The sequence below is a fragment of the Nostoc sp. FACHB-892 genome, assembly GCF_014698795.1.
Classification (GTDB): domain Bacteria; phylum Cyanobacteriota; class Cyanobacteriia; order Cyanobacteriales; family Nostocaceae; genus Nostoc.
The window spans coordinates 281,217-305,130 of the sequence record NZ_JACJTR010000008.1 but is presented as its reverse complement, the minus strand read 5'-3'; the positions used below and the strand labels follow the sequence as shown (position 1 = coordinate 305,130).

The 23,914-nt window shown below is 41.2% G+C and carries 18 protein-coding genes and 1 pseudogene; 9 read left to right on the top strand and 10 right to left on the bottom strand.

Going from position 1 to position 23,914, the window contains the following annotated elements:
* The 3 genes and pseudogenes from H6G96_RS14070 to H6G96_RS14060 all read left to right on the top strand — a co-directional run.
* A pseudogene (locus tag H6G96_RS14070) lies at nucleotides 1-254 on the top strand (photosystem II q(b) protein); the annotation flags it as partial.
* 241 nt (nucleotides 255-495) lie between these two features.
* Nucleotides 496-1,002 carry a hypothetical protein gene (locus tag H6G96_RS14065; protein ID WP_190912024.1) on the top strand — a complete coding sequence of 169 codons (507 nt, stop codon included), beginning with the start codon at nucleotides 496-498 and terminating at the stop codon, nucleotides 1,000-1,002.
* A gap of 48 nt (nucleotides 1,003-1,050) precedes the next feature.
* Nucleotides 1,051-1,938: a hypothetical protein gene (locus tag H6G96_RS14060; protein ID WP_190912023.1), complete on the top strand. Its 888-nt coding sequence runs from the start codon at nucleotides 1,051-1,053 to the stop codon at nucleotides 1,936-1,938.
* Between the two features lie 48 nt (nucleotides 1,939-1,986).
* Here H6G96_RS14060 and H6G96_RS14055 read toward each other — a convergent pair whose 3' ends face one another.
* The 4 genes from H6G96_RS14055 to H6G96_RS14040 all read right to left on the bottom strand — a co-directional run bounded on the left by H6G96_RS14055 (nucleotide 1,987) and on the right by H6G96_RS14040 (nucleotide 5,860).
* Nucleotides 1,987-2,706, bottom strand: coding sequence for a hypothetical protein (locus H6G96_RS14055; RefSeq protein WP_190912022.1), 720 nt, complete (start codon nucleotides 2,704-2,706; stop codon nucleotides 1,987-1,989).
* Nucleotides 2,707-3,431: 725 nt separating this feature from the next.
* Entirely contained in the window at nucleotides 3,432-3,743 is a 312-nt protein-coding gene (locus tag H6G96_RS14050; protein WP_190912021.1) for an RNA-binding protein, read from the bottom strand.
* Between the two features lie 332 nt (nucleotides 3,744-4,075).
* Nucleotides 4,076-4,936, bottom strand: coding sequence for a 3'(2'),5'-bisphosphate nucleotidase CysQ (locus tag H6G96_RS14045; RefSeq protein WP_190912020.1), 861 nt, complete (start codon nucleotides 4,934-4,936; stop codon nucleotides 4,076-4,078).
* A gap of 27 nt (nucleotides 4,937-4,963) precedes the next feature.
* On the bottom strand, nucleotides 4,964-5,860 hold the full coding sequence (locus tag H6G96_RS14040; RefSeq protein WP_190912019.1) for a sugar kinase: 897 nt from the start codon (nucleotides 5,858-5,860) through the stop codon (nucleotides 4,964-4,966).
* A gap of 322 nt (nucleotides 5,861-6,182) precedes the next feature.
* Here H6G96_RS14040 and rsmI point away from each other — a divergent pair, with 322 nt between their 5' ends.
* The 4 genes from rsmI to H6G96_RS14020 all read left to right on the top strand — a co-directional run bounded on the left by rsmI (nucleotide 6,183) and on the right by H6G96_RS14020 (nucleotide 13,528).
* Nucleotides 6,183-7,043, top strand: coding sequence for a 16S rRNA (cytidine(1402)-2'-O)-methyltransferase (gene rsmI, locus H6G96_RS14035; protein ID WP_190912018.1), 861 nt, complete (start codon nucleotides 6,183-6,185; stop codon nucleotides 7,041-7,043).
* A gap of 578 nt (nucleotides 7,044-7,621) precedes the next feature.
* Nucleotides 7,622-7,900, top strand: a complete 279-nt coding sequence (locus H6G96_RS14030; RefSeq protein ID WP_190912017.1) for a GlsB/YeaQ/YmgE family stress response membrane protein — start codon at nucleotides 7,622-7,624, stop codon at nucleotides 7,898-7,900.
* 63 nt (nucleotides 7,901-7,963) lie between these two features.
* Nucleotides 7,964-8,899: a hypothetical protein gene (locus H6G96_RS14025; protein WP_190912016.1), complete on the top strand. Its 936-nt coding sequence runs from the start codon at nucleotides 7,964-7,966 to the stop codon at nucleotides 8,897-8,899.
* 984 nt (nucleotides 8,900-9,883) lie between these two features.
* Complete coding sequence (locus H6G96_RS14020; RefSeq protein WP_190912015.1) at nucleotides 9,884-13,528, top strand: response regulator; 3,645 nt, start codon at nucleotides 9,884-9,886, stop codon at nucleotides 13,526-13,528.
* On the opposite strand, the gene H6G96_RS14015 is transcribed toward H6G96_RS14020, so the two are convergent.
* Nucleotides 13,502-14,194, bottom strand: coding sequence for a Uma2 family endonuclease (locus H6G96_RS14015; RefSeq protein ID WP_190912014.1), 693 nt, complete (start codon nucleotides 14,192-14,194; stop codon nucleotides 13,502-13,504). The genes H6G96_RS14020 and H6G96_RS14015 overlap by 27 nt on opposite strands.
* Nucleotides 14,195-14,355: 161 nt before the next feature.
* Nucleotides 14,356-15,372 (bottom strand): ribose-phosphate pyrophosphokinase, encoded by a 1,017-nt coding sequence (locus H6G96_RS14010; RefSeq protein ID WP_190912013.1) that lies wholly within the window; start codon nucleotides 15,370-15,372, stop codon nucleotides 14,356-14,358.
* 886 nt (nucleotides 15,373-16,258) lie between these two features.
* Here H6G96_RS14010 and H6G96_RS14005 point away from each other — a divergent pair.
* Together H6G96_RS14005 and bioD are read left to right on the top strand one after the other, a co-directional pair.
* Nucleotides 16,259-18,025: a serine/threonine-protein kinase gene (locus H6G96_RS14005; RefSeq protein WP_190912012.1), complete on the top strand. Its 1,767-nt coding sequence runs from the start codon at nucleotides 16,259-16,261 to the stop codon at nucleotides 18,023-18,025.
* Complete coding sequence (gene bioD, locus H6G96_RS14000; protein WP_190912011.1) at nucleotides 18,025-18,705, top strand: dethiobiotin synthase; 681 nt, start codon at nucleotides 18,025-18,027, stop codon at nucleotides 18,703-18,705. Before H6G96_RS14005 ends, bioD begins: the two co-directional genes overlap by 1 nt.
* 155 nt (nucleotides 18,706-18,860) lie before the next feature.
* On the opposite strand, the gene H6G96_RS13995 is transcribed toward bioD, so the two are convergent.
* The 4 genes from H6G96_RS13995 to H6G96_RS13985 all read right to left on the bottom strand — a co-directional run bounded on the left by H6G96_RS13995 (nucleotide 18,861) and on the right by H6G96_RS13985 (nucleotide 23,869).
* The gene (locus H6G96_RS13995; protein WP_190912010.1) at nucleotides 18,861-19,349 is read right to left on the bottom strand and encodes a TIGR00725 family protein; all 489 of its coding nucleotides are present in this window, start codon (nucleotides 19,347-19,349) and stop codon (nucleotides 18,861-18,863) included.
* A gap of 506 nt (nucleotides 19,350-19,855) precedes the next feature.
* Nucleotides 19,856-19,978, bottom strand: a complete 123-nt coding sequence (locus tag H6G96_RS42375; RefSeq protein ID WP_277932918.1) for a hypothetical protein — start codon at nucleotides 19,976-19,978, stop codon at nucleotides 19,856-19,858.
* Between the two features lie 200 nt (nucleotides 19,979-20,178).
* The gene (locus H6G96_RS13990; RefSeq protein ID WP_190912009.1) at nucleotides 20,179-20,673 is read right to left on the bottom strand and encodes a DUF6174 domain-containing protein; all 495 of its coding nucleotides are present in this window, start codon (nucleotides 20,671-20,673) and stop codon (nucleotides 20,179-20,181) included.
* A gap of 97 nt (nucleotides 20,674-20,770) precedes the next feature.
* Nucleotides 20,771-23,869 carry a COR domain-containing protein gene (locus H6G96_RS13985; RefSeq protein ID WP_190912008.1) on the bottom strand — a complete coding sequence of 1,033 codons (3,099 nt, stop codon included), beginning with the start codon at nucleotides 23,867-23,869 and terminating at the stop codon, nucleotides 20,771-20,773.
* Between the last annotated feature and the right edge of the window lie 45 nt (nucleotides 23,870-23,914).

Below are 23,914 nucleotides of genomic sequence, written 5' to 3'. Positions count from 1 at the left end.
CATGGCCTGTAATCGGAATCTGGTTCACCGCCTTGGGTGTAAGCACAATGGCGTTCAACTTGAACGGTTTCAACTTCAACCAATCAATTATTGATTCAAGCGGTCGCGTGATCAGCACTTGGGCTGACGTAATCAACCGGGCTAACCTGGGTATGGAAGTAATGCACGAGCGTAACGCTCACAACTTCCCCTTAGATTTGGCGGCTTCTGATGTTGCTCCTGTCGCTTTGATAGCTCCTGCTATCAACGGTTAATCATAATCTGAGATACAATCTTCACGATTATCTATAAATATAAAGACGCTCTCCCTTTCGGGAGAGCGTTTTTGCATTGGGTTAATTCGTACGTTAATTATGGCACTGAAGACTTTTTTGAAGTGCAAACCGCTATAGTTTAGAACTTAAGCAATAATTATCAAAAAGTAAATTTTACGGGTAATAATTGCTAGCAGCGCAGATAATTGCCTCAAAGCTCAAGTATAAGGAGAAGCCAAGAATGATTTTAAAACGTGGGCGTACGGTAATAGCTGCTTTGTTGCTGTCAGTAGTACTACTGACAACAGCCTGTAGTCCAAAAACACCTGGACGTTTTGACCAGGCGCAAAAAGAAAGTACTCAACAAAAAAACGTTGCGGTGGCTAAGACTGCAACTCAGGGTAGTGAATTTAATAAACTTTTCCCAAAAGCTAGTGATGGCTACCAGGGTGTCTATACCCAAGAGAAAAAAGGCTTTGCCAATTTGAAGTTGAAAAAAGGCGGTAAAGATGTAGCATTACTGTCTATTTCTGATACTACTAGCACACCTAGTGCAGCAGCAAAGTTCTCGAAAAGCACGAAAAAAATTGGCGGTTATCCCGCAGTGGAAGTTGGTAAGACGCAAACTGCAATTTTAGTAGGTAAGTACCAAGTAAAAGCAATTTCCAGCAATCCGTCATTTACAGCTAGCGATCGCGCAAATTGGCTAGAGAAGTTTAATCTTAATGGTCTGGCTAGACTGAAATGATTTGCACTACAAACATTCAGATAACAAAAACTAAATAAGGAGATTTTTGTGAGCAAATCGATTGTTGATTTGGTTGATCAATTACCAACTGGTGGCTTGACCATTTCTTTGTTGAAGTCCCTCGATTTTGTTGCTCCAGGAGAGTGGCAAAATACTGTCGGCTTTGTCAACACCATTAAGACCGTCACTGGCGAGGACGATGAAGATTTAATTCAACAAATTGGCGAAAGAGCGATTTATCTATTCAACGACAAATCCCAAGGATACCAAACAGCCTTGTGGTTATATCAAACCGTTGATGGTACAGATAAAGCGCTTGGTGCAGCCGCTTTAGCTAACAAAGTTGGCGAGAAAATTCCTTTGTTGGGTTTTTTAAACTCCGTTACTCCTAAACCTGATAAAGCTCAAACCATCGATTTGACATTGAAATTAGTGGCTGAGTTAGTAGCCTTCTGTCAAATTAACGGTATTCCTGGAGACAGTATTGGGGATTTTGTCGCTTCTTTAGGTGAGTATAGTGGCGAATCACTCATCCGCATGGTGGCATTAATTTGCGTTGATGGTTTAATACCTCTGGGCCCAGACTTCATCAGCAAAGCAATATCTGGGCTTAATCAAACAAATCCACAGGAATTAGAAAAAAACTCAACTTTCCAAAACATTAAAGATGTGATTCCAGGTAATAATGCTGGTAGCAAACTCAATTTTATTGGTGAAAGCTTTGACTCAGTTAAAGGTTGGATGAATGGGCTAGTTAGCGCCAATAATTTAACGCCACAAAAGGTTGTACACAACTTGCAAAGTTTTGCCGATATTGCTGATGATAAGTTGGACTACCTCGCAGCGTTCCTGGATGTAACAACGAATTATTATGAACACACCGGTACGCAAACTCTAGCACGTCGCTTGATTGAACGGGCGGTGGCAGAGATTTAGGTTGATGAGGAGTGGGGACTAGGAGGATTTCTCAATCCCCAATCTTTATCAGGGTAAACGCAAATCTGCTGCGATCGCATATAGGTAAGGTTGAAAAATAGCCAAGTTTTCTAGTTTATCAAACTTACCTGTTTGCGAACCTGGGTCAAAGGCAGTGGTAATTACGTAAAGTTTCTTACCATCAAAGGCGACATGACCGATATGTTGCTCTTGTACTCCACCTTTTTGCTTGAGTCCGGCGAACCCATAGCGAATTCCTTGAAGCTTACCCACCGCTACTGATTGCGGTGGGTAGGTTAAGAAAGTAATTTCTTTTCCATATTCACCCTGACGATCTTTTGCAACAGTAGTGTAGTAATCTCCAACCCAAGCCTTAAGTGCTGTTAATACCTGGGTTTGGTATTTGGAACTTTGGTAGTCCACTTTGAAACCAGGTGGAATCCCGGCTGCTATGAGTTTCTTTTGGAAATCCTCATTGTTTGCTAATGGATAAACGTTAATCTCAACTGTACCCAATAGTTCATCTTTGGAGGAGACACATAATAAAGGCGCATTTCCCTTACAAGCAGTAACTTGCCAGTTAGTTGGAGTAGCAGTATCTCCTAAGATTTTCTGCCAGATATTTCCTTCATTAGGGTTGGAAAGTTTTGCAACGGCAGTGGTTTTTTCCACTTTGGGTGGAGAAAATTTGGGGAGAACAAATTTTGCTCCTAGAGGTATTGATACCAGTAGAATAAAACCTAGTAATAAATGATAGAGTCGTAACATTTCCTTGAAAATCTAAAGCTAAGGATTGCAAATTAAGAATATCTACAACACTTTATGGCTATATAAAAAGAATACATTTATATTGCTGCAAGTTCCGCAAATGGAACTTAACAAACTATAGTTCTTCTTTGTCGGATCAGGTACAAGGTAGGGTTTGACACCTGTGCATTTGTGTCAACTGAAACCCAAGTAGCTTGCTTCTCCATATCTTTCGTAAGGGCACAGCAATGCTGTGCCCCTACAGCATCATCTATTTACGTAGTTTACCGCCGTAGGCATCGCAGGATAATTAAGAAAAGTCTGAAAACTTCCTATTTTAGGTAATGCATATCATCATGCATTTGTACAGTGTTTAAGTCCTATTATTAACTGAAGCGAGAACGTTGTTTATGACGTTGCTTGTCCCTAGCAATTGCTCACCTTTCTCTGTTTCTAAAGGCATTATGTAGGCGTTTAAGAGAAAGAAAGTATTAAATCTATAAACTACGTTTGTATTCGGCTCACGAAGACAAAACAACGACGATATTGATCGGCTCAAACTTACAAATGACACTTTGCCATTAACCCCCACCTTATCAAGCTTACAGCTCAAAACGGTTAGGGGTTAATTCGTTATCGCCTAAAAATTAATCCCACATCGCCCTTCTCTGCGAGACGCTCCGCGAACGGATCGGATGTGGGGCTTATTTTTGTTTTAACTAAATGTGAAATTTTTAGGAATCGACTTAGTAGCGATTATTGTTGCGGCCGGCATTACCGCCACCCCAGCTACCACGAGAAGAATTGCTTCTTTCCTCACGAGGTTTAGCTTTGTTCACTTTCAAATCACGTCCCATCCACTCAGCACCATCAAGTGCATCAATGGCAGCTTGTTCTTGTGTGTCTGATTCCATTTCCACAAAAGCGAACCCACGAGGCCGGCCTGTTTCCCGATCTGTGGGTAGTTGAACACGATTTACTTTTCCGTATTCTGCAAAAGCCTGCTTTAGGTCCTCTTCTGTAACCTGATAGGACAGGTTTCCGACGTAAATTGACATAGAAATATCCGAATTCAGAGAGTGTAGAGGGTTAAATTCAGAGACACGCTTTTTATAAATTAAAACGAGTTACTCAAACGAAAATAATCCTTATGCCCATGAGTGTAACACAGCCTTCAGCCTTTGAATATCGTCTAATTGTGAATTTTATTCACAATCACACTTTTAACAGGAAATCGAAATCAACTAGCGATCGCCCAGTTATTGAGTGTTTTCAAAATTCAGCTGTGGACTAAGGGGTAAAGATTATTATCGGTAGTCGGGCTAATCATAACATGACTAAGTGTCTTAAAAGCAAATTGAGAAATATTCATCCCAAAATGTCTCAGGTTTTAACTCTGCTCAAACTGCGCTAAAATCCTTTCTGCTTCCTTACACAGCACCTCGTGATATTCACCGTTACTAGCTAGCAAACCTCCCCATTGATTAATATCTCCAGTGTTGTACTGTAACGGAGTGCCGTCGAAGTGAGTAAATTTACCACCAGCTTCTGTTAAAATCAGTTCTGGTGCTGCCATATCCCAGTCTTTGGGTGCTGACTTGCCGGAAAGGGAAATGTAGATATCTGCCTGTTGCTCGACAATGGTGGAAATTTTACAGCCTACACTACCTACAGATTTATGATTTTGACAGGGTAAGTTTTGTAGCAAGTAATCTAAGCGTTGGTTGCGGTGAGAGCGACTAACCACTAAGGTTAAATCCTCAACTCGTTTGCCTGACGACACTTGTAAAGGAACAGAACCATCACAGGTTTCTACAAATGTACCGCCACCTTTGGTAGCGTAATATAACTTTTGAGCCTCTGGTACTACCACCACTGCCAACACTGGGCGTGTTTCTTTGACTAAAGCAATGTGAACTGCATAGTCTCCAGTTTTTTCGATAAAGTCTCGTGTGCCATCCAAAGGATCAATTATCCATACCCAAGGGGCGGAAGGGTGTGCGCCCGTAGTTGGAGATTGATAGGTTTCTTCGCTGATGTAAGCAAAATCTTCATTACCCAAATTTGCTTGTAGCTTCTGTAAAATGTATTGACTCACAGCTACATCTGCAACAGTAACAGGCTCATTCTGTTTATATTTTACTTCTAAGTCAGGGTCTTTTGCAGTACCGTGATAATACGATCGCAGTATATCTGCTGCTTGCCAACCTACCTCACGAGCGATCGCTAATATTTCTTTTAAGTCTTTCATTAAATTTGACCTTATTAATCTGACTACTCAGCACTTTAAATCCATCCAGCGCCGAGTGCCAAATAATTTACAGGAATCAGCCGCAATATTAGCTGCCAGTGCCAGTGCATCAGTAAAACTTTCTCTTAAAATGTAATCACAGAAAGCACCGTGGAAAATATCTCCAGCCCCTAACGTATCAACAGCTTGAATCTGCGGTACATTTACGATACCAGTTTTGGTGCAACTCCAGTATTCAATTGGTTTTTGTCCGTGGGTAATCGCAATGTGAGGAATGTCAAATCCACTCAGATAGGCAAAAACGTCTTCTCCAGTCTGGCAGTTGGGGGGATAAAAATTAGCTGAACAGACGGCATAATCTACAAACGGCAGAATTTGCTCAAATCCAGGCTTCCAACTCCCACCATCAATTACTACTGGGATATTTTTGACTTTAGCCATTTGGGCTATGGAATAACTAACGGCCATCTGATGTCCATCAATCAGTACGATATTGATATTTTGCAAAATATCTGCCGGGATAGATGCGTTGCTGGCTTGAGTTTTGACAGCATTGATGGAAACTACAGCGCGTTCACCCGTACTTTGGGTGACAATAATTGAGGAGATAGGCGGTGCTAAATCAGTGGTAGGCTCAAGGTCTGCGATCGCAACTTTGTAATTTGCCAAATCACCTCGAATTAGCTGTGTCATTGGGTGAGAACCAACTACACTCAAGACTGTAGCCTGATTTCCTAAATGGCTGAAAGTCACAGCCGCGTTTGTAGCTGGTCCCCCTGCTGCCACAATATAGTCAGTAGCGACAATTTTCTGATTATTCTTAGGGGCAGAGTCAGCAAGGTAAATCAAATCCAAGGTTACCAAGCCCACAAATAACCCATGAGCCGATTTCAGATTTTGAATTTTGGATTTTAGATTATCCATTTATCATTTACGTTCGTATAGGTGCATAAATTAGGGACTTCCAACGAAAAAAATATCCTATCGTGGTGTATGCAGGGGGAGAAAGAAAAATATGATCTGAGTAAATTGGATAATTTATTTTCTGGAAGTCCCTTATTATTTTTAACTTTAAACTCCTAACTCCTAACTCCTAACTCCTAACTCCTAACTCCTAACTCCTAACTCCTAACTCCTAACTCCTAACTCCTAACTCCTAACTCCTAACTCCTAACTCCTAACTCCTAACTCCTAACTCCTAACTCCTAACTCCTAACTCCTAACTCCTAACTTTTAACTCTTGCTCATGCAAACCGATCCAAAACCAGGAACACTTTACGTTGTCGGCACACCAATTGGCAACCTGGAAGATATAACCTTTCGGGCGGTGCGAATTTTGCAGACTGTGGATATCATTGCTGCGGAAGATACGCGTCACACAGGGAAACTACTACAGCATTTTCAAGTTAAAACACCCCAGGTGAGTTACCACGAGCACAATCGTACCAGCCGCATTCCAGAATTATTAGAGCATTTAATTAACAATAAAGCGATCGCTCTTGTGAGTGATGCGGGAATGCCAGGAATTTCCGATCCGGGATATGAACTGGTGAAAGCCTGCATTGAGGCGGGAATTTCAGTAGTTCCCATTCCTGGCGCTAGTGCAGCAATTACAGCATTGAGTGCAGCTGGATTACCAACGGATCGGTTTGTTTTTGAAGGCTTTCTCCCAGCGAAAAGTCAACAGAGACAAGAACATTTAGAGTCTCTGCAAACAGAATCTCGCACATTGATTTTTTACGAATCGCCCCACCGTTTGCGAGATACTTTGCAAGACTTAGCTGAGGTTTGGGGAAGCGATCGCCAAATTGTGCTAGGGCGGGAGTTAACTAAATTGTATGAAGAATTTTGGCGGGGGACAATTGCCGAAGCGATCGCTCACTACAGCCAACGAGAACCCCAAGGTGAATATACATTAGTAGTGGCGGGAATTCCAGCTAGCAGTCCGCAACTGACAGAAGAGGAATTGAAAGCCGAATTGAAACAGTTAATTAGTCAAGGAATATCGCGATCGCAAGCTAGCCGTCAGTTAGCAAAATTTACCTCCCTTCCCCGTCGCCAACTTTATCAACTAGCTCTTTCTATAGTTCTTACTCCTGAATTGTGAGCAGCTAATACCACCTTCATACAATCTCAAATTCAAATCTTTATGATCTTTCTGTCAACAATTGAATGCACAGAATTTTCTGCTTGATATTTAAAGACAAACATAATCCTCAAGTTGAATTCACACTCCTATCTTGGTTTGACTCTCAGTTATGCATAATAGTAACTTAAAGTCAAATTTTCATGTGTTTAGGCAACAAAAACTACAGGCATCGTCTGAACTGACGATAATGAAGCACTTAAAATTGGCGCATCTGCAACTTGGATTATGTAGTTCAAGCAGAAAACAGTCTCTTTGCCTTACCAAATAGACATCTTGGAAAAAGAATAAAGAATGTAGAGATGTAGCAGTGCTGTGTCTCTATAAGGGTTCGGAATAACGCATATTTAATTTCTGGAGATATCTAAATTGTTACTAAATTTAGATATTTATCCTCAAAGACGACCTAGTGAATATTCAAATGATATCTAAAGATTTTTGATATTAGTTCTCTAGATAGATCAGGAATTTTGTAGACAAACTTTAATATGAAATAGTCGAAAGCAAACAAATAAGATTCTCAAGGAAGGAGAAATACAATGGGTAACATTATTGCTTGGTTGGTTTTGGGTTTAATTGCAGGTGCGTTGGCTAAGTTATTTTATCCGGGAACCCAAGGTGGCGGTATTCTTTCCACCATTGTATTAGGGATACTTGGAGCCGTAGTTGGGGGTTATTTGGGTCAAGCTTTATTAGGAAGTGGTTCAGCAGCCGCTGCATCTGCTGGAGCTTTCTCCCTTGGAAGCATTTTATTTGCTGTTCTTGGTGCTATGCTACTGATTTTCCTTTGGGGTTTACTGACTCGTCGGGCTGTATAATTACCTCAAATTAGCTAACACTCTTAGGATGGGAATCACTTCAATCCGCCACAAACCGATAAAATGACATTAGAAAAAGAGCGAACAACTGTAGGAGTTTTCGCTAGTTGTTCCGATACACAATTAGTACTTCAGGAACTAAACGCTTCTAATTTCCCAATGCAGAAAGTTTCTGTAATTGCACGGAATGCAGAAGAAAAAAGTGATATTGCTGGTGTTCAACTTAAAGAGCGCACTAGCAATACATCTTTTGAAGATGCTAATGGAGGCATCACTACTAGTACTTTAGGCGATATTACTGACGGCTTATTAACTGGTTTAGTCCTCTCGGTAATTCCTAATATAGGACGAGTTATGCTAGCCGGAGCAGAAGCAACAGCGATCGCTACCACTTTAGCAGGTGATGAGGTTAATACAGTGGCAAGTGGTTTGCCTAGTGTCTTATTAGCTTTAAGAATTCCTAAAGAGCAAGTGCAGGGTTACAGCGATCTAGTTTGTAAAGGTTACTATTTGGTAATAGTAACCGGCATAGATATAGAGATTCGCGTTGCTAAGAGGATTTTTAATCGCCGTGATATTCAACAGTGGAGCATTTATAAGCCATACTTGACCCCAAATAGCCGCTATAAAAAAGCAGTTGGTGTTTTTTCTACACACCAAGACACAGAAAAAGCACTTACTGAACTAAGAACTGCTGGCTTCCCTATGAGTCAAGTCTTGGTAATTACTAAGGATATAAACACGCTCAATAGTCTTGTTGAGGCAGATATTAGTGGTTATAAAGATTATTACACTACTTTAGAAATTCCTAACGATCTAGCTAGGAATTATAAAACTCAAGTTAACCTTGGCAATTACTTATTAGTCCTAAATAGTACTGATATCTACATGGCAGGTGCAAGAGCTATTTTAGAGAGTAACAAAATTCAAGATTTTCGTATCTATAGCCAATCTGTAGCTAATGGTAGTATAAGCGATCGCGAAGTTATTAGCCAATAGCCTGGCATTAACTTTAAAAAGCCTTCCGTCATGAGCATTCGTTAAACGTCAAAGTTAATCTTAAGGGGTTTGACATTACAACGGTGTTGTGCATATATACGAAGATTTTTAGAAAGTAAAAGTAGATTGTTTGCCCTAAAAAAGAGATAATCATAATGAATATAAGCTGTTTTTAAAGTCTTAACTTCCCGCCAAAATGCTGTTTTATATAACTCAGTTTATGGTTGAACTAGATAGTCAAGTATAATAAAATTGATGCTATATCCAACATCAATAAATATATTTTTTATAAAAAAAATTGTTAATATAATTGCTTTAATCAATGAATTTTTGCTTTTGAGATTATCTCAAGCTCAAATCTAAGCTATAACAGGCTCGTATTGAGAGAAGATAATATCTGTTTCAAACAGCAAAATTGTGGTTTTACAACCAATCCTACCCATTTCTAGTTCTGAACCCATTCCCATTTCTACAAGATACGACCAGTATTCAGAGTTATGAAAGTATTATATTATAGTTCTGAATCACCAAAAAATTCGACCTTTTGCCATTTGTAAAATTTGGATCTTTTTAAGTCAACTACTGCACTCATAAAAACCACCATTCTTTAGTTATAAACCTATTATTAAATTTATAATCTAATAATAAGGATTTAATTATCCACCACAAAATGCAATAAAAACAATGGTGGCTGCTTCTTTAGAAAGAAGTTATAAGTTATAGTTCTCATTTACGTAAGGTACACCTGTAAAGGCACGGCAGTGCCGTGCCTCTACACCTCGCATATAATAATCTTGTACTGCATTTGAATGCGAACCGCCATATACTATCTCAAAGTTTAATGTTAAACTAAATATTAAAATATTAGAAAATTATATTGTTTAATAATATCTTTTATCAAATGATTAAATAATATAAATGTATTTGTATATTAGGAAACAAATAATATTTAGCAACCAATCATTGAAATAACTGCCTGGAATAATGTTGAAACGTTTGAAGATTGGAACCAAAATTGGAATTAGTTTTGCCCTAAGCTTGGCAACTCTGACCGTTATTGGTTTAATCTCCTACCAAAGCACCAATGAGCTAATTGAAACTTCGCGTAAAGAAAGCCATACCTACCAAGTATTAAGTCAGCTTGAAGACCTCAATTTGCAACTGACAAATGCTGAGACAGGCCAGCGCGGTTACATTATTACTGGAGAACAGCGCTATTTAGAACCTTATAACGCTGCCATTCAAGTACTCAATCAAAAAATCAATGAAATTGAGAGGTTAACGGCAGATAACCCCAACCAACAAAATCGGCTTGATGTTTTACAGCCACTGGTAATCGAGAGAATGGCTGTAATGAAAGGTGTCATTGAGTTACGGCGAAGCCAGGGCTTAGAAGCATCCCAGAAAGCTGTTCTGACAGACGAGGGTAAGCAGCTGATGGATAAGATCGAGAAAGTTATCCAGGCAATGAAAACAGAGGAGAATAGACTACTGCAACAGCGCTCTACTAGGGCAAGAGTTGCTGGTCAAAAAACGATCAATAGCATTATCTATAGTATTCCTGTGTTTTCTTTGATCTTAGGTTTAATTGGATTCGCCCTGACCAGACATATCTCAGTACCTCTGAAGCAAGTTTCTGATTTGGCAGAAAAAATGGCGGATGGGGATTTATCTGTGAGTTTACCAGATAGCGATCGCCATGATGAAATCGGCGTGTTAACCCGCACATTCAACCAGATGATCGTTAATCTGCAAAACACAACTAAAAAAAATGATGAGCAAAGCTGGCTAAAGTCTAATTTGGCTGAATTTACCAAGATGCTCCAAGGGCATCGAAATCTAGAAAGTGCGGCTCGCCTCATTTTGTCAAATCTAGCACCACTGGTTGGGGCATCGCAGGGCGTTTTTTATTTCATGGACTCTATAGACGACGAGCCTGTACTAAAATTATTAAGCAGTTATGCTTACAAAGAGCGTAAAACTCTCGCAAACCAGTTTCGTTTGGGCGAGGGATTGGTGGGACAATGCGCCCTAGAAAAACAAAGAATCCTCCTAACAGAAGTTCCTAGCGACTATATCCGTATCAGTTCCGGTTTGGGGGAAGCTCCACCGCTAAATATTATTGTCTTGCCTATACTATTTGAGAGACAGGTGAGTGCTGTAATTGAACTTGCCTCTTTTGCGCCTTTTAGCCAGCTGCATCTAACATTTTTAGATCAATTTAGTGAAATTATTGGTGTATTTTTAAATAACATTGCTTCCCAATTGCAAACTCAGCGACTACTTGAAGAGTCTGTTGCTTTAACAGAGGAACTGCAAAATCAGCAAGAAGAACTACAGCAGAGCAATCAACGCTTGGAAGAACAGACGCACGAGTTAGAAGAATCACAATATCTTGTCAAGCAGTCTAACGAAGAATTACAGCAATTAAATGAGGAGCTAGAAGAAAAGGCAGAACTGTTAGAAGTCCAAAATCGGGAAGTTGCCCGCAAGAACCAGGAAGTTGAGCGGGCGAGGCAGTCTTTTGAAGAAAAAGCTGAACAACTGGCGTTGTCTTCCAAATATAAGTCAGAATTTCTTGCCAATATGTCCCACGAGTTAAGGACACCGCTAAATAGCCTGTTAATTTTAGCAAGGCTGCTAGCAGATAACTCCCTTAACAACTTGACCGACAAACAAGTAGAGTATAGCCGGACTATTTACTCGGCTGGGACTGATTTGCTGGAGTTGATCAATGACATTCTAGATTTGGCAAAAATTGAGTCGGGTACTATGTTGCTCGATATTGAACAAATTGCTTTTACAGATTTGGAGGCATCTCTAGAGCAGACTTTCCGGCAAGTTGCTCACAATAAAGAACTCAGTTTTATTATTGAACGAGATGAGAAGTTACCACCGACAATTTATAACGACTCCAAACGTCTGCAACAAGTACTGAAAAATCTCTTAGCTAACGCCTTTAAGTTTACTGAACAAGGAGGCGTAAAGTTACAGATTAGCACGGCAACTGACGCAGCCGAAGTTGATAATCCCATAATTGCTTTTGCAGTTAGCGACACGGGTATAGGCATTCCAGTCGAGAAGCATAAGATTATTTTCGAGGCATTTCAGCAGGCAGATGGCACAACCAGCCGCAAGTACGGGGGAACTGGTTTAGGTCTATCCATCAGCCGCGAATTGGCTCAATTGTTGGGCGGCAGAATTGAAATAGTCAGCCAACCAGGGCAGGGAAGCACCTTCACCCTCTACTTGCCCATGCGGCAAGAAAATAATGGTAAAAATATTCTTAGCCCACTATCCCCTCAGTCTACCACCTCTATTCGCACAGCATCGATCGCAAAAGAAGTGCCAATAGTTGAAAACAAACCCGCATCTGTGGATACCTTCGCAACCGCGAAAGTACTTACCACCTTTGCCAACGAAATCCCAGATGACCGGGAAATAATTCAACCGGGCGATCGCATTTTGCTAATTATCGAGGATGACGATAAATTTGCCCGCATCTTACTAGATATGGCGCGTGAGCAGGGATTTAAAACCATTGTTGCTTTACAAAGTAAACAAGGGCTAGCACTAGCGCAACAGTTTAAGCCCAATGCGATTATGCTAGATATCCATATGCCAGAGATGGATGGGTGGACGGTATTGGATCGTCTCAAACATAAGCCAGATACTAGACACATACCAGTACATATACTTTCTGTAGATGAAAGACAGCAACGGGGATTACAACTAGGAGCGATTACCTATCTCCAAAAACCCGTCTCTCCAGAAGCACTAACTCAAGTATTGACTGAGATTAAAGGCTTTATTGAGCGTCAGGTAAAAAATCTCTTAATCGTAGAAGATGACCCCGTACAAGCCCAGAGTATTATCGAACTGATTGGTAATGGTGATGTCCAAAGTACAGCAGTGGGTACGGGAGCAGAAGCCCTCTCAATTTTGCGATCGCATCACTTTGATTGTATGGTATTGGATCTCGGTCTGCCTGATATGAGCGGCTTTACACTAATTGAGCAAATAAAGCAAGAACCCAGGCTTTTAAAACTGCCAATCATCGTTTACACCGGCAAAGAACTCAGCCGACAAGAAGAAACCCAACTGCGGGGGCTAGCAGAGACAATTATCATTAAAAATGTGCGATCGCCAGAGCGATTGTTAGACGAAACTGCCCTATTTTTGCATCGCGTGCAAGCAAATTTGCCCCCACCAAAGCGGCAAATACTAGAGCAACTACACCAAACTGACCCGGTGCTGGCGAATCGGACAATTTTGATTGTGGATGATGACTTACGAAATATTTTTGCCCTTACCAGCTTTTTAGAAAGCTATCAAATGCAGGTGCTGTTTGCTGAAAATGGCAGAGATGGCATAGAGATACTGCAAAGTAATCCTGACATTAATATAGTTTTGATGGACATCATGATGCCGAAAATGGATGGTTACGAAACCACCCGCGCCATCCGTCAGCAACCACAGTTTCGCTCCTTACCAATAATTGCTTTAACTGCTAAAGCCATGCCAGGCGATCGCGAAAAGTGCATCGAAGCTGGAGCCTCTGACTACATCACCAAACCTGTAGATACTGAGCAGTTGCTTTCACTACTTCGAGTTTGGTTGTATCGTTAACTTTTGCATAAATTCTTGATGTTCAGTGGCAGCTAAACCTGTTTGTAACACAGATAACACTGTTGCCATTTCTCCTGAGAGTAAGGCAACTACCGACAACCACAAGCCTGGAAACACCTGACTGCGAATAATTCCCTGCTCATCGGTTGGTAGCAAAACATACTCGTCCGCTTGTAATTTAAACCAATCCAACTGATTATCTAATGTTCGCCAGACAATATACTCCTGTACTCCATTGCGTCGGTAGGTGCGTTTTTTATCATGTAAATCGATGGCTGCACTGCTTGCTGCCACTTCTATCACCAGTTCGGGTGCGCCTTGGATATAATCATCCTCACTAATCAATGCCTGTCTGCCCGGAATAAATAATACCGCGTCAGGCTGTGGTTCATTATCCGCATCTAAACGCACTGTGGGTTCAATTCCCATAACAACGCCAGGCGTTGCCGTTTTATAGTTCCACAACCACCCGATCAAGTCTCCATGTGGTTCGCCATGACTTTTAATTCTCAGTGGCGATGCCATGATATACACAACTCCTTCAACCAGTTCAGCTTTTCTTAAATTCGGCATTGCCTGATAGCGACGCTCAAATTCGTAGCGAGATAAGCGATCGCCATTTTCTAGAGGTAAAACTGAAATCACTTTTTTAGGAGTTGTAACCATCCTTTTATCCTCTTTAGCCAAATTGTCCAAACTGAATCAAAGTATTCTAATTTGGCAGTGCTGCATCCATTTTAGTTGGATACCACCATAACTAAAAGCCCACACTGCCCTCTTGATCAGGTGCGGTGTGGGTAATTAATGCCTATAACGTGAATGGCAGTCTAGCGGAACATACTACTGACTGAAGTATCTTCATGAATCCGCCAGATAGTTTCTCCTAAAAGATTAGCTACTGATAGCACCACTAATTGTGGAAAACGATTGTTTTCTGGTATGGGGATCGTATTGGTGACAATGACTTCCTCAAACAAACCACTTGACAAACGCTCCATCGCTGGTGGAGAGAATACTGCATGAGTTGCACAGGCGTATACCTGACGCGCTCCTTCTTCACGCAGTAACCGCGCTCCTTCTGCGATCGTGCCTCCAGTGTCGATCATGTCATCCACCAACACTGCTGTTTTGCCTTTAACATCGCCGATGATATTTAAAACTTCGGCGACATTATGAGCATGACGACGTTTATCAATAATTGCCAGTGGGGCATCATTCAGTTTTTTGGCAAATGCTCTGGCTCTCGCTACACCGCCAACATCGGGGGAAACAACCACAAGATCGGGCAGTTCTTTACTTGCTAGATAATCTAGCAATACAGGTGATCCGTAAACATGATCAAAAGGTATATCGAAATAACCTTGGATTTGAGCCGAGTGCAAATCCATTGCTAGAACGCGGTTAGCACCTGCTTCGGTGATCAAATTAGCAACTAGCTTGGCTGTTATTGACTCTCGTCCTGCTGTTTTGCGATCGGCACGAGCATAACCATAGTAGGGAATTACTGCCGTTACCTGTCGCGCAGAAGCTCGACGACAAGCATCAACCATAATCAATAATTCCATTAAATGATCGTTCACGGGTTGACAACATGGCTGGATTAAATAGACATCACAACCCCGAATCGACTCTTGGATTTGAACGTAAAGTTCTCCATCTGCAAATCTTTTGCGAATCATTGGCCCCAAGTCCATGCCCACATAACGAGCGACTTCTTGAGACAGTTGTATATTGGCAGAGCCAGAAAACAGCCGCAGGCGATGATTATCGGTCAGTCCTGTTGCAGATGGTTGCACTTTGAAAGTTGCAGAACTCAGCACAGCAGATCCTCTATGTGCATTCATAGCAATATTATCATTGGATATTTAATAGATTTAACCGAGAAATCGCCTAAAAAAACATCTGTGAGTTTTGTTAAAGCTTCCATACAAAATTTAAACATTTTCCCATAAAATTATCATTCACTAACTGTCTAATTTTCTTGGCAAGCAAACTATTGATAGCTTAACGGACATTTAGTCCATCCACTAGGTTTATAGTTCAAATTTTTTAGGTTGAGGTAAATAACCCCAATCTCTCAAAGATTGGTGTGATAAATTGCTTCTTCTAAATACCTCATTTCTAACTGACAGTAAAGCATTTATAACTTAAGTGATAATGAAGTTTGTTCTTAAACAGGAGAATACTTTAGGCTAAGTGTGCATTATGTATCCTATTATATTCTATGATACTAACAATAAATAAACTAGCAGATTTAATTTTAAGTTTTAATCCACAAGAGGCAGGAAACGTGGGGCATGGGGCAGAGAAAAAGGTACAAACATAACTCCAAACACGCTCAGTAGCCACCTGTTCCCTCAATACGGTTCGGTTAAGAATATTTCTTGGTTGAGGCAGGCTGGCGTTGCAGTTCGGGAAGTGAAGCTGTTCTTGAGAGAAGAACTACTGAACAATAACTCTTTTTCCTCCCCTGCCTCCCCTGCCTCCCCTGCTTATCCGAACCGTACTGCCCCCTGCTTATTTAGGTGCTACGCCCCAGACAGCCAATATTGCTGTGGACAGTTAAGAGAGTTGCATAAAACATTTAAAGCATAACTTTGCGTATACTCCTAACTGGGGGTATACCCTTTAGGTAAGGTAGAATATCGCTGCATGTAACTGTGTCGCCTCTCGAAGTTGATCTTTGTGGGTGACTTCCTCCTCAGTTGCTACTACACTCATCATTCGCTCATGCAACCACCCATTACAGTTGGCACTGTCTTGCAAAACCGTTATCGCATAATTCAAATTCTCGGACAAGGAGGATTTGGTAGAACCTATCTGGCAGAAGACCAGAGGCGCTTTAATGAACTTTGCGCGATCAAGGAATTGATTTCAACAGCAACCGAGGCTTTGGCTTGGGAGAAGGCAAAAGAGCTTTTTCACCGAGAAGCTGCCATCTTATATCAAATCGAACACCCACAAGTACCGAAATTCCGGGAAAGATTTGAGCAAGACCAACGTTTATTTTTGGTGGAAGACTACGTTGCAGGTCAAACGTACCGAACTCTGTTGGATGAACGGCTAGCTGTAGGTCGAACCTTCACGGAGCCTGAAGTATTAAAGTTGATCCAGTTGTTATTGCCTGTTTTAGAGCATATTCACAGTCGAGGGATTATTCACCGGGATATCTCGCCAGAAAATATTATTTTGCGAGATAGTGACGCTAAACCCGTGTTAATTGACTTTGGGGTGGTAAAAGAACTGGCAACACGTTTGCGATCGCCAGAGAGTGTAATGCCAGAAACCACTGTGGGAAAATTAGGCTACTCTCCTAGCGAACAAATGCAAACAGGAGGAGCTTATCCTAGTAGTGACTTGTATGCATTAGCAGTAACAGCAATTGTTTTACTTACTGGTAAAGAGCCAAGCGATTTATTTGACGAAAACCAACTAACTTGGAATTGGCAACGGTGGGTAACAGTTAATCCGCGATTTGCTATGGTGTTGAATCGAATGTTGAATCATATACCAAGCGATCGCTACCAAAGTGCTGCTACTGTATCTCAAGCATTACAACCTTCAGAGCAAGTCAGTCTTCCTCCCCTGAATGCGTCTAACTTACAGACAATGGCTGTTGGTCGCCGTCCTGACTCAGTACCACCAGCAGCTTCGCCCAAGAAACAACCCGATCCTGTAATTACACCAACTCCCACTAGTTCACTGTTGGATAATCCGTTAGCGATCGCGGCAATTGCTACTGCTGTAATAATCATTGCAGGATTTGGTTCTTGGGCGCTGGTAAGTTCAATCCGCAGTCAGCCGAAAACAGCAACAGATGGGACGCTTCCACAAAACTTCCCTTCACCAGTTATTTCTGGTGGTACTACATTCACATCTACACCTACACCCATCAATGAGGAACCTACTGTATCTAGTAGGCGGCTTAATCTAAGAACAACTAACCCGGCCACGGTTACAGATACCCTCAAAACAAATCAAATCATCCGGTATACTTTTTTTGGGGAGGAAGGTGACAATTTAACTGCGTTTCTTGACCCAGGAAGCAGCGTTTTGCTAACAGTCTTCAGTCCCGATCAACAACCAATTGATAATAGTAGACAGCAAGTAACATCTTATGAAGGCACGTTGCTGGCTACTGGTAGATATAGTATTGAGTTAACACTGGTTTCAGGAGTTACCGAAAGCAATTACAATCTCAATGTTGCATTAGAAAAACCAGTCAAACCAATTCCGACAGAAACACCCTTTTCAATTCCAACAGAAACACCTCTACCAATTCCAACAGAGACACCCTTCTCAGTTCCAACAGAAACACCCTTTCCAATTCCAACAGAAACACCACTGCCGATTCCGACAGAGACACCTTTTCAAATTCCAACAGAAACACCCTTGCCAATTCCGACAGAGACACCCTTTCCAATTCCGACAACTGGTGAAACGCCAACTTTTCCGCCGGCTGATGGAACACAACCATTTTCTGGCCAAAGAAATTAATGTTAAACACACTACTGATTACTGGAACTGATACCGAAGCTGGTAAAACTGTTTTAACAACAGCCTTAGCAGCCTATTGGCAAAAATATTACCCGCAGCGTAGCTGGGGAATTATGAAACCGATTCAATCTGGGATTGGCGATCGCGAGTGGTATGAAAAGCTATTTGCATTAGAACAATCCTCAGAAGAAATTACGCCTTTGTACTTTCAAGCACCTTTAGCGCCTCCCATAGCAGCAGCACGGGAAAATCGCCAAGTAGATTTAGCAGTAGTTTGGCAAGCTTTGTCTAAACTGCGATCGCAACGTGATTTTCTACTTATAGAAGCCTTAGGAGGTTTAGGTTCGCCAGTAACTGAGGAATTAACCGTAGCTGATTTAGCGGGAGAATGGCGTTTACCAACGGTATTGGTAGTGCCAGTTAGATTAGGTGCGATCGCTCAAGCAGTGGCGAATGTAGCATTAGCCAGACAATCACGTGTCAATCTCAAAGGCATTGTTCTAAACTGCATACAACCCCGAACCGATGCAGAAATAGCCGATTGGACACCACAGCGATTGATTCAATCACTTACTAACACGCCAGTTTTAGGCTGCTTGCCCTATTTAGATAACCTAACTGATTTGGATAAACTTGCTCAAGTAGCATCAGATTTAGATTGGGAAACACTGACGCTTTGAATTGGGCACTTGTACTGGGCGTTATCGTAAAGCCTGCGGTATAGCTACGCTTCGGACGCAGTCTAAGAAGAGAAGTATGGGTTATTACTGGATGCGCTCTAGAGAGCCAATTCAATCAGCTTAACTAACGGGATTTAAATATTACAAATTACTAGTCAGTATAAGATTGTTTTGGCAGTAGCGATCGCTTGATCCACACTCTCCACAATATAAACATTTTCTGGCGATAACTTTTTGAAGAAAACCTTACTTTCTTCATCGTTAGTCAACAAAATTACTTGCTTACTTGCTTTCAGAGCTAAGGCAATTTCTGAAGCAGTTCCTGCACCCATACCGCAGGCAATTACCACATCACTACTGAGAACATTAATATTATTTCTAGCATTCCCCATGTCTGTGAAAATAGCAATATCTACTGAAGAGGAAATACTCTCTTGATTATCACTGGGAAGAATACCAATAGTTAAACCGTCACCAGATTTTGCACCTTTACTGACTGTATCCATTACACCTACATTTTTACCGCCTGTGAGTAAAATCCATCCTTGTTTAGCAATAAATTGACCTAGTGTATAAGCATTTTGCAAATCATTTGCTGTCGCATTTTTTCCAGGCCCCATCACCCCAATAATAATTTTTCTCATAAAATTTCAAGTTTTAGCAACGTTTCGGTGAATTTACCATAAATTGATGATGCTGTTTTTGACAATCCGATAAATCACCCCTAAGAAAACTTCACGGCTCAGTTTAAAGTTTTAGATCCCTCTAAAATCTGCCTTAAAAAGGAAGGAGACTTTTATTCAGGTTCACCTTCTTTAAGTGGGATTAAGGGGGATCTAAGAGGTTGTTTGAAAAGTATTTCGCTGTGACTTTAGGCACTTTTGATCCCCCCAACCCCCCTTTTTAAGGGGAGCAAAAAGCTCTCAAAGTTCCCCAATTTATCGGGGGATTTAGGGGGATCTAAAATCTTTCATACCGACAAGAGAACTTTTCAAACATCCTCTAAAAGTGCCTGAAGTCATACCGATTCACAACTCGCAATGGGCTACGCCTCGCTACGCTAACGCAATTAAAAAACTTAGATGCAGCAAAGCTTTCGGGGGTAACATCTGTATCAGATTTTTCGTGAAATGGTATCACCCCTCTTTTGTCACTTTCGGCAGAGAATAATTTGTAACCCTTGCCCAGATAGGATTTTAACTGTAGAGCTTTCCTGGAAGGTTTCTATTAGCTTGCGATCGCTAACCTTTCGACTAAATCTAGGTTTCATCATTTAGCCCCAATTTTTATTTCCCCAGAGTGACAAAAGAGGGATCACAGCAAAAAACTTTTCAACCAGCCTGTTAAAGACAGGTTGTTATATTTAGATATTTTTGATTTTGCTGCCCCAACTTTTAGATATCGAATGGCTGAATAAGCCTTTTTCCAAAACTTAGGAATTTTCTATTATATGCATACTATCGTCAGCTATATTTACTCGATATTTTGCAGATTACTAATTGTAAAGAATATTGTATCATCAGTTCTTTGTTTATCATAATCAATGCTAATTTGAGTGGGATAGCCAAGTATTGGGTCATATTGTACAGTCACGTTTGCTGCTCTTTGAATGAACGCATTTCTAATGATATTAAAGAGCTTAGGAATTGTCTTATATTTTTGAAATAATGCTTTATCTACCGGGATTTTAGCAGATTTATAAGTAATAGAAGTTGTGACTCCGTTACGTACTTCAATAATTGCTGGTTCTGTGGCTTTGGGGACACAATTGCAACTTCTAGTAAATTCATAGCGATAATTAGAGATTTTTTTCTGTTTCCATAATCGATAATTAATTTTAAATTGTTCTAAGGCAAAATTATTAGACGCTGGTTTTTGGGCTACCTGTATAGGAGGTTGAGATATTACAGGTGTACTCAAACCCAAAGACGCGACTAAAATGGCACTAATTGCAATTGGTAAACGCATATAAATCCATTCTTAACTTCAATTGCTCAGTTTAACCTGCTTAAAGGTGATTGCCAAAAAACTGAAATTATTTTTGACACTCATCCATAGCCTAGTTTTACTCATCTAAACGGACTGCGATCGCATTCAGCAATGACTCAAATTCTGATTCGCTGTGAATATCTTCAGTTAGAGTATTCATGTCTCTGAGCAAGTCGGTAAGTGTAGCGATCATATTACGTATCTCTCTGTATTGGTCAATATCTTCTCGAATCCCCTGCAAATTATCTGCCATAACTTCTTTCATAGCTTTATTTAATTCTTCAATCTCTTCTTCCCAATACTTAATATATTTAACTCTTTCAATAGATTTAAAAATCTTGGCATCTGCTAAGATAATCGGAAATATTCGTTTATAAAAGTCTTTATCTTTAGCGATTTCAACCAATTCATACATACAATTCTCTGACTTCAAGTACTGGTCGCTAATTACTAAAATTACACAGATACCACGGCTCAAACGCTGCATGAATTCTTTAAATCTTTCTTTATAGCCAATTGCATTGGTATCACGAATAATTTTGATGCCTTTGGCTTGAAATGCTTGCTCTATTTTTTCTACAAGTGGTTTACTTTGTTGATCTCGCCAAGTGTAGGAGATAAACACTTCCTTTTGATTGCTATCTTTTAGGCGATGTTTTAATGATTCCTCTCTTTGTTGCTCTAGTTCGTTTTGCAACGGTGTAACTTTGGGGTTGATTTCCCCATCTGCTCTATCGGGTTGGAATATAACATCATCGATTAACCTGCGGACATCTACCATTTCATAGCTGTTTTCGCACTCAATTTGGTAACGGCGATCGCTCAAGCGTTTGTCGAGTTTCTCTAGAGAATAGGAATAAGGTGTGGGCAGATTTTTGCAAGTCTCGCAGTTACAAGGGACTAAAGTTTGATATTGCAAACGTTCGTAAGAGTTGTGGATTTTTTCGAGTTCATGGGTAATGACTGCCATCAATTCTTTTGTACGGTTTCCGGCTACACGGATTTTAATTTCCCGTTGATTGTAGTTTTCAATGATTTCAGCACGAGTTTGGTCTTTGTTGAGAACAACACCGCTTTTCCAAACGAGTTTTTGCTGTTCAATCCAAGGGTGCGTCTCGACAATAAAGCGGGTGAGGATGCCTTTGGGCATGAATGTATAGGTGTAGCGCAGGATGAGGTTGTGGCGATCGCCCCAGGTATAATCAGGTTTTTCAATAGATAGCAATTGAGGTGCAATATAATTGTCATGGCGATCGCGGATTTCGTAGCAAAGCTTGAACTGCATCATTAATTGCAGGAGTTCATCTCGCATATCTGCATATTCGCTGCTTTTCCAAATATTTTTGAGATCGTCTTTGGTAAAACGACCTAAATTTTCCTTGACAGTTTGATTATCCAAAACTTTGTAAACGGCAGTTGTCGCCCATTCCGGTTTGAGGATGACGTAGTGTTTGAGTGCAGAATCGTCTTGAAAGTGGAGGCAAACGCCCAGGTCGTGGAGATAGTTACTCAAGCGCAGCATATCTTTACGGTCAGTTAAATTATTGACTCGGCAAAGGTTAAAGTATTCTTCAACGCTGATGTAATTTCGGGAATTGTTCTCTAGGGCGTTTCTGACTCTTACCCAGAGTTTTGGTAGAGGTGTACCAACGTGGTCAAGGTTACTGATGTAGAACTGAATAGCCTTTTTAATTTCCGCTAAACCGCGATTATCGGCTAAATTGGTTGGCAAAATTTCCTTGAGGTTATTAAATTCTCCTCGTAACTGGCCTCCATCAACTTCGCACTGACGGTCTTGTTTTTCGTTTTTGATGATGAGAACTGGACTCTTGTCGCTCAAGAGTTCGACAACCTTCAGCCACCAATAAAAGTCAGTATTTTCTTTGCGAGTGTCGGCAACTAAAGCATAGAGAGAACGCTTGCTGAGGAAAAACTGATGGGTTTGATGGTAGATTTCTTGACCACCAAAATCCCAGATGTTGACGCGAAAATCTTTGCCATTGGGCAGTGTAAAGTCCCACCGGATCACGTCAATGCCTTGGGTTGATTTCTCTTTTGGCTGGAGTTTATAGTTTTCGTCTTTGATTTTATTGGCTAAAGAGGTTTTACCGGCTCCTCCTTCGCCAATAATCAAGAATTTTGCTTCGTAGAAGGGTTCTGTTTCGGCTGGGTCTTGCACCCGGAAATAGAAATCGAGAATTTCATTCATATCACCCGGATCTTCGTAGTAAGTCTTCGACCCCAAAATCTCTGGTGGAATGGGGACTGGATTTCTACGAAGATCCAGCTTTTTCAGGTTTGATAGTTGCCTGATTTCCCTTGGCAGAGTGCTGAGTTGATTACTGCGGAGGTGGAGGAATTGCAGGTTGGTAAGTTGGACAATTTCCGGTGGCAGAGTGCTGAGTTGATTACTGCTGAGATGGAGGGATTGTAGGTTGATGAGTTGGACAATTTCCGGTGGCAGAGTGCTGAGTTGATTACTGCTGAGGTGGAGGGATTGCAGGTTGGTGAGTTGGACAATTTCCGGTGGCAGAGTGCTGAGTTGATTACTGCTGAGGTGAAGGGATTGCAGGTTGGTGAGTTGGGCAATTTCCGGTGGCAGAGTGCTGAGTTGATTACTGCGGAGGTCGAGGGATTGTAGGTTGGTGAGTTGAACAATTTCCGGTGGCAGAGTGCTGAGTTGATTACTGCGGAGGTCGAGGGATTGCAGGTTGGTGAGTTGGACAATTTCTGGTGGCAGAGTGCTGAGTTGATTACTGCGGAGGTCAAGGTATTGCAGGTTGGTGAGTTGGACAATTTCCGGTGGCAGAGTGCTGAGTTGATTACTGCTGAGGTCGAGGTATTGCAGGTTGGTGAGTTGGAATATTTCCGGTAGCAGACTGCTCAGTTGATTATTGTGGAGGCCGAGCAATTGCAGGTTGGTGAGTTGGACAATTTCCGGTGGCAGAGTGCTGAGTTGATTACTGCCCAGGTCGAGCCATCCCAGGTTGGTGAGTTGGCCAATTTCCGGTGGCAGAGTGCTGAGTTGATTATTGCTGAGGTAGAGGGATTGCAGGTTGGTGAGTTGGCCAATTTCCGGTGGCAGCCTTGTTAAGCCTTTGCCAGAAAGGTCTAATTTTGTCACCTTATCTTTGGCAGCTGGTTCAATAATTTGCAGCAGTTCTTCGTTAGTCATTTCGGGTTTTATAGAGGCGATGCCTGACGACGAGTTGCTGCTGAA

Coding starts and splice junctions, on each gene's coding strand:
- H6G96_RS14065 (WP_190912024.1), top strand. CDS start 496: ATGATTTTAAAACGTGGGCGTACGGTAATAGCTGCTTTGTTGCTGTCA.
- H6G96_RS14055 (WP_190912022.1), bottom strand. CDS start 2,706: ATGTTACGACTCTATCATTTATTACTAGGTTTTATTCTACTGGTATCA.
- H6G96_RS14050 (WP_190912021.1), bottom strand. CDS start 3,743: ATGTCAATTTACGTCGGAAACCTGTCCTATCAGGTTACAGAAGAGGAC.
- H6G96_RS14045 (WP_190912020.1), bottom strand. CDS start 4,936: ATGAAAGACTTAAAAGAAATATTAGCGATCGCTCGTGAGGTAGGTTGG.
- H6G96_RS14040 (WP_190912019.1), bottom strand. CDS start 5,860: ATGGATAATCTAAAATCCAAAATTCAAAATCTGAAATCGGCTCATGGG.
- rsmI (WP_190912018.1), top strand. CDS start 6,183: ATGCAAACCGATCCAAAACCAGGAACACTTTACGTTGTCGGCACACCA.
- H6G96_RS14030 (WP_190912017.1), top strand. CDS start 7,622: ATGGGTAACATTATTGCTTGGTTGGTTTTGGGTTTAATTGCAGGTGCG.
- H6G96_RS14025 (WP_190912016.1), top strand. CDS start 7,964: ATGACATTAGAAAAAGAGCGAACAACTGTAGGAGTTTTCGCTAGTTGT.
- H6G96_RS14020 (WP_190912015.1), top strand. CDS start 9,884: ATGTTGAAACGTTTGAAGATTGGAACCAAAATTGGAATTAGTTTTGCC.
- H6G96_RS14015 (WP_190912014.1), bottom strand. CDS start 14,194: ATGGTTACAACTCCTAAAAAAGTGATTTCAGTTTTACCTCTAGAAAAT.
- H6G96_RS14010 (WP_190912013.1), bottom strand. CDS start 15,372: ATGAATGCACATAGAGGATCTGCTGTGCTGAGTTCTGCAACTTTCAAA.
- H6G96_RS14005 (WP_190912012.1), top strand. CDS start 16,259: ATGCAACCACCCATTACAGTTGGCACTGTCTTGCAAAACCGTTATCGC.
- bioD (WP_190912011.1), top strand. CDS start 18,025: ATGTTAAACACACTACTGATTACTGGAACTGATACCGAAGCTGGTAAA.
- H6G96_RS13995 (WP_190912010.1), bottom strand. CDS start 19,349: ATGAGAAAAATTATTATTGGGGTGATGGGGCCTGGAAAAAATGCGACA.
- H6G96_RS42375 (WP_277932918.1), bottom strand. CDS start 19,978: ATGATGAAACCTAGATTTAGTCGAAAGGTTAGCGATCGCAAGCTAATA.
- H6G96_RS13990 (WP_190912009.1), bottom strand. CDS start 20,673: ATGCGTTTACCAATTGCAATTAGTGCCATTTTAGTCGCGTCTTTGGGT.
- H6G96_RS13985 (WP_190912008.1), bottom strand. CDS start 23,869: ATGACTAACGAAGAACTGCTGCAAATTATTGAACCAGCTGCCAAAGAT.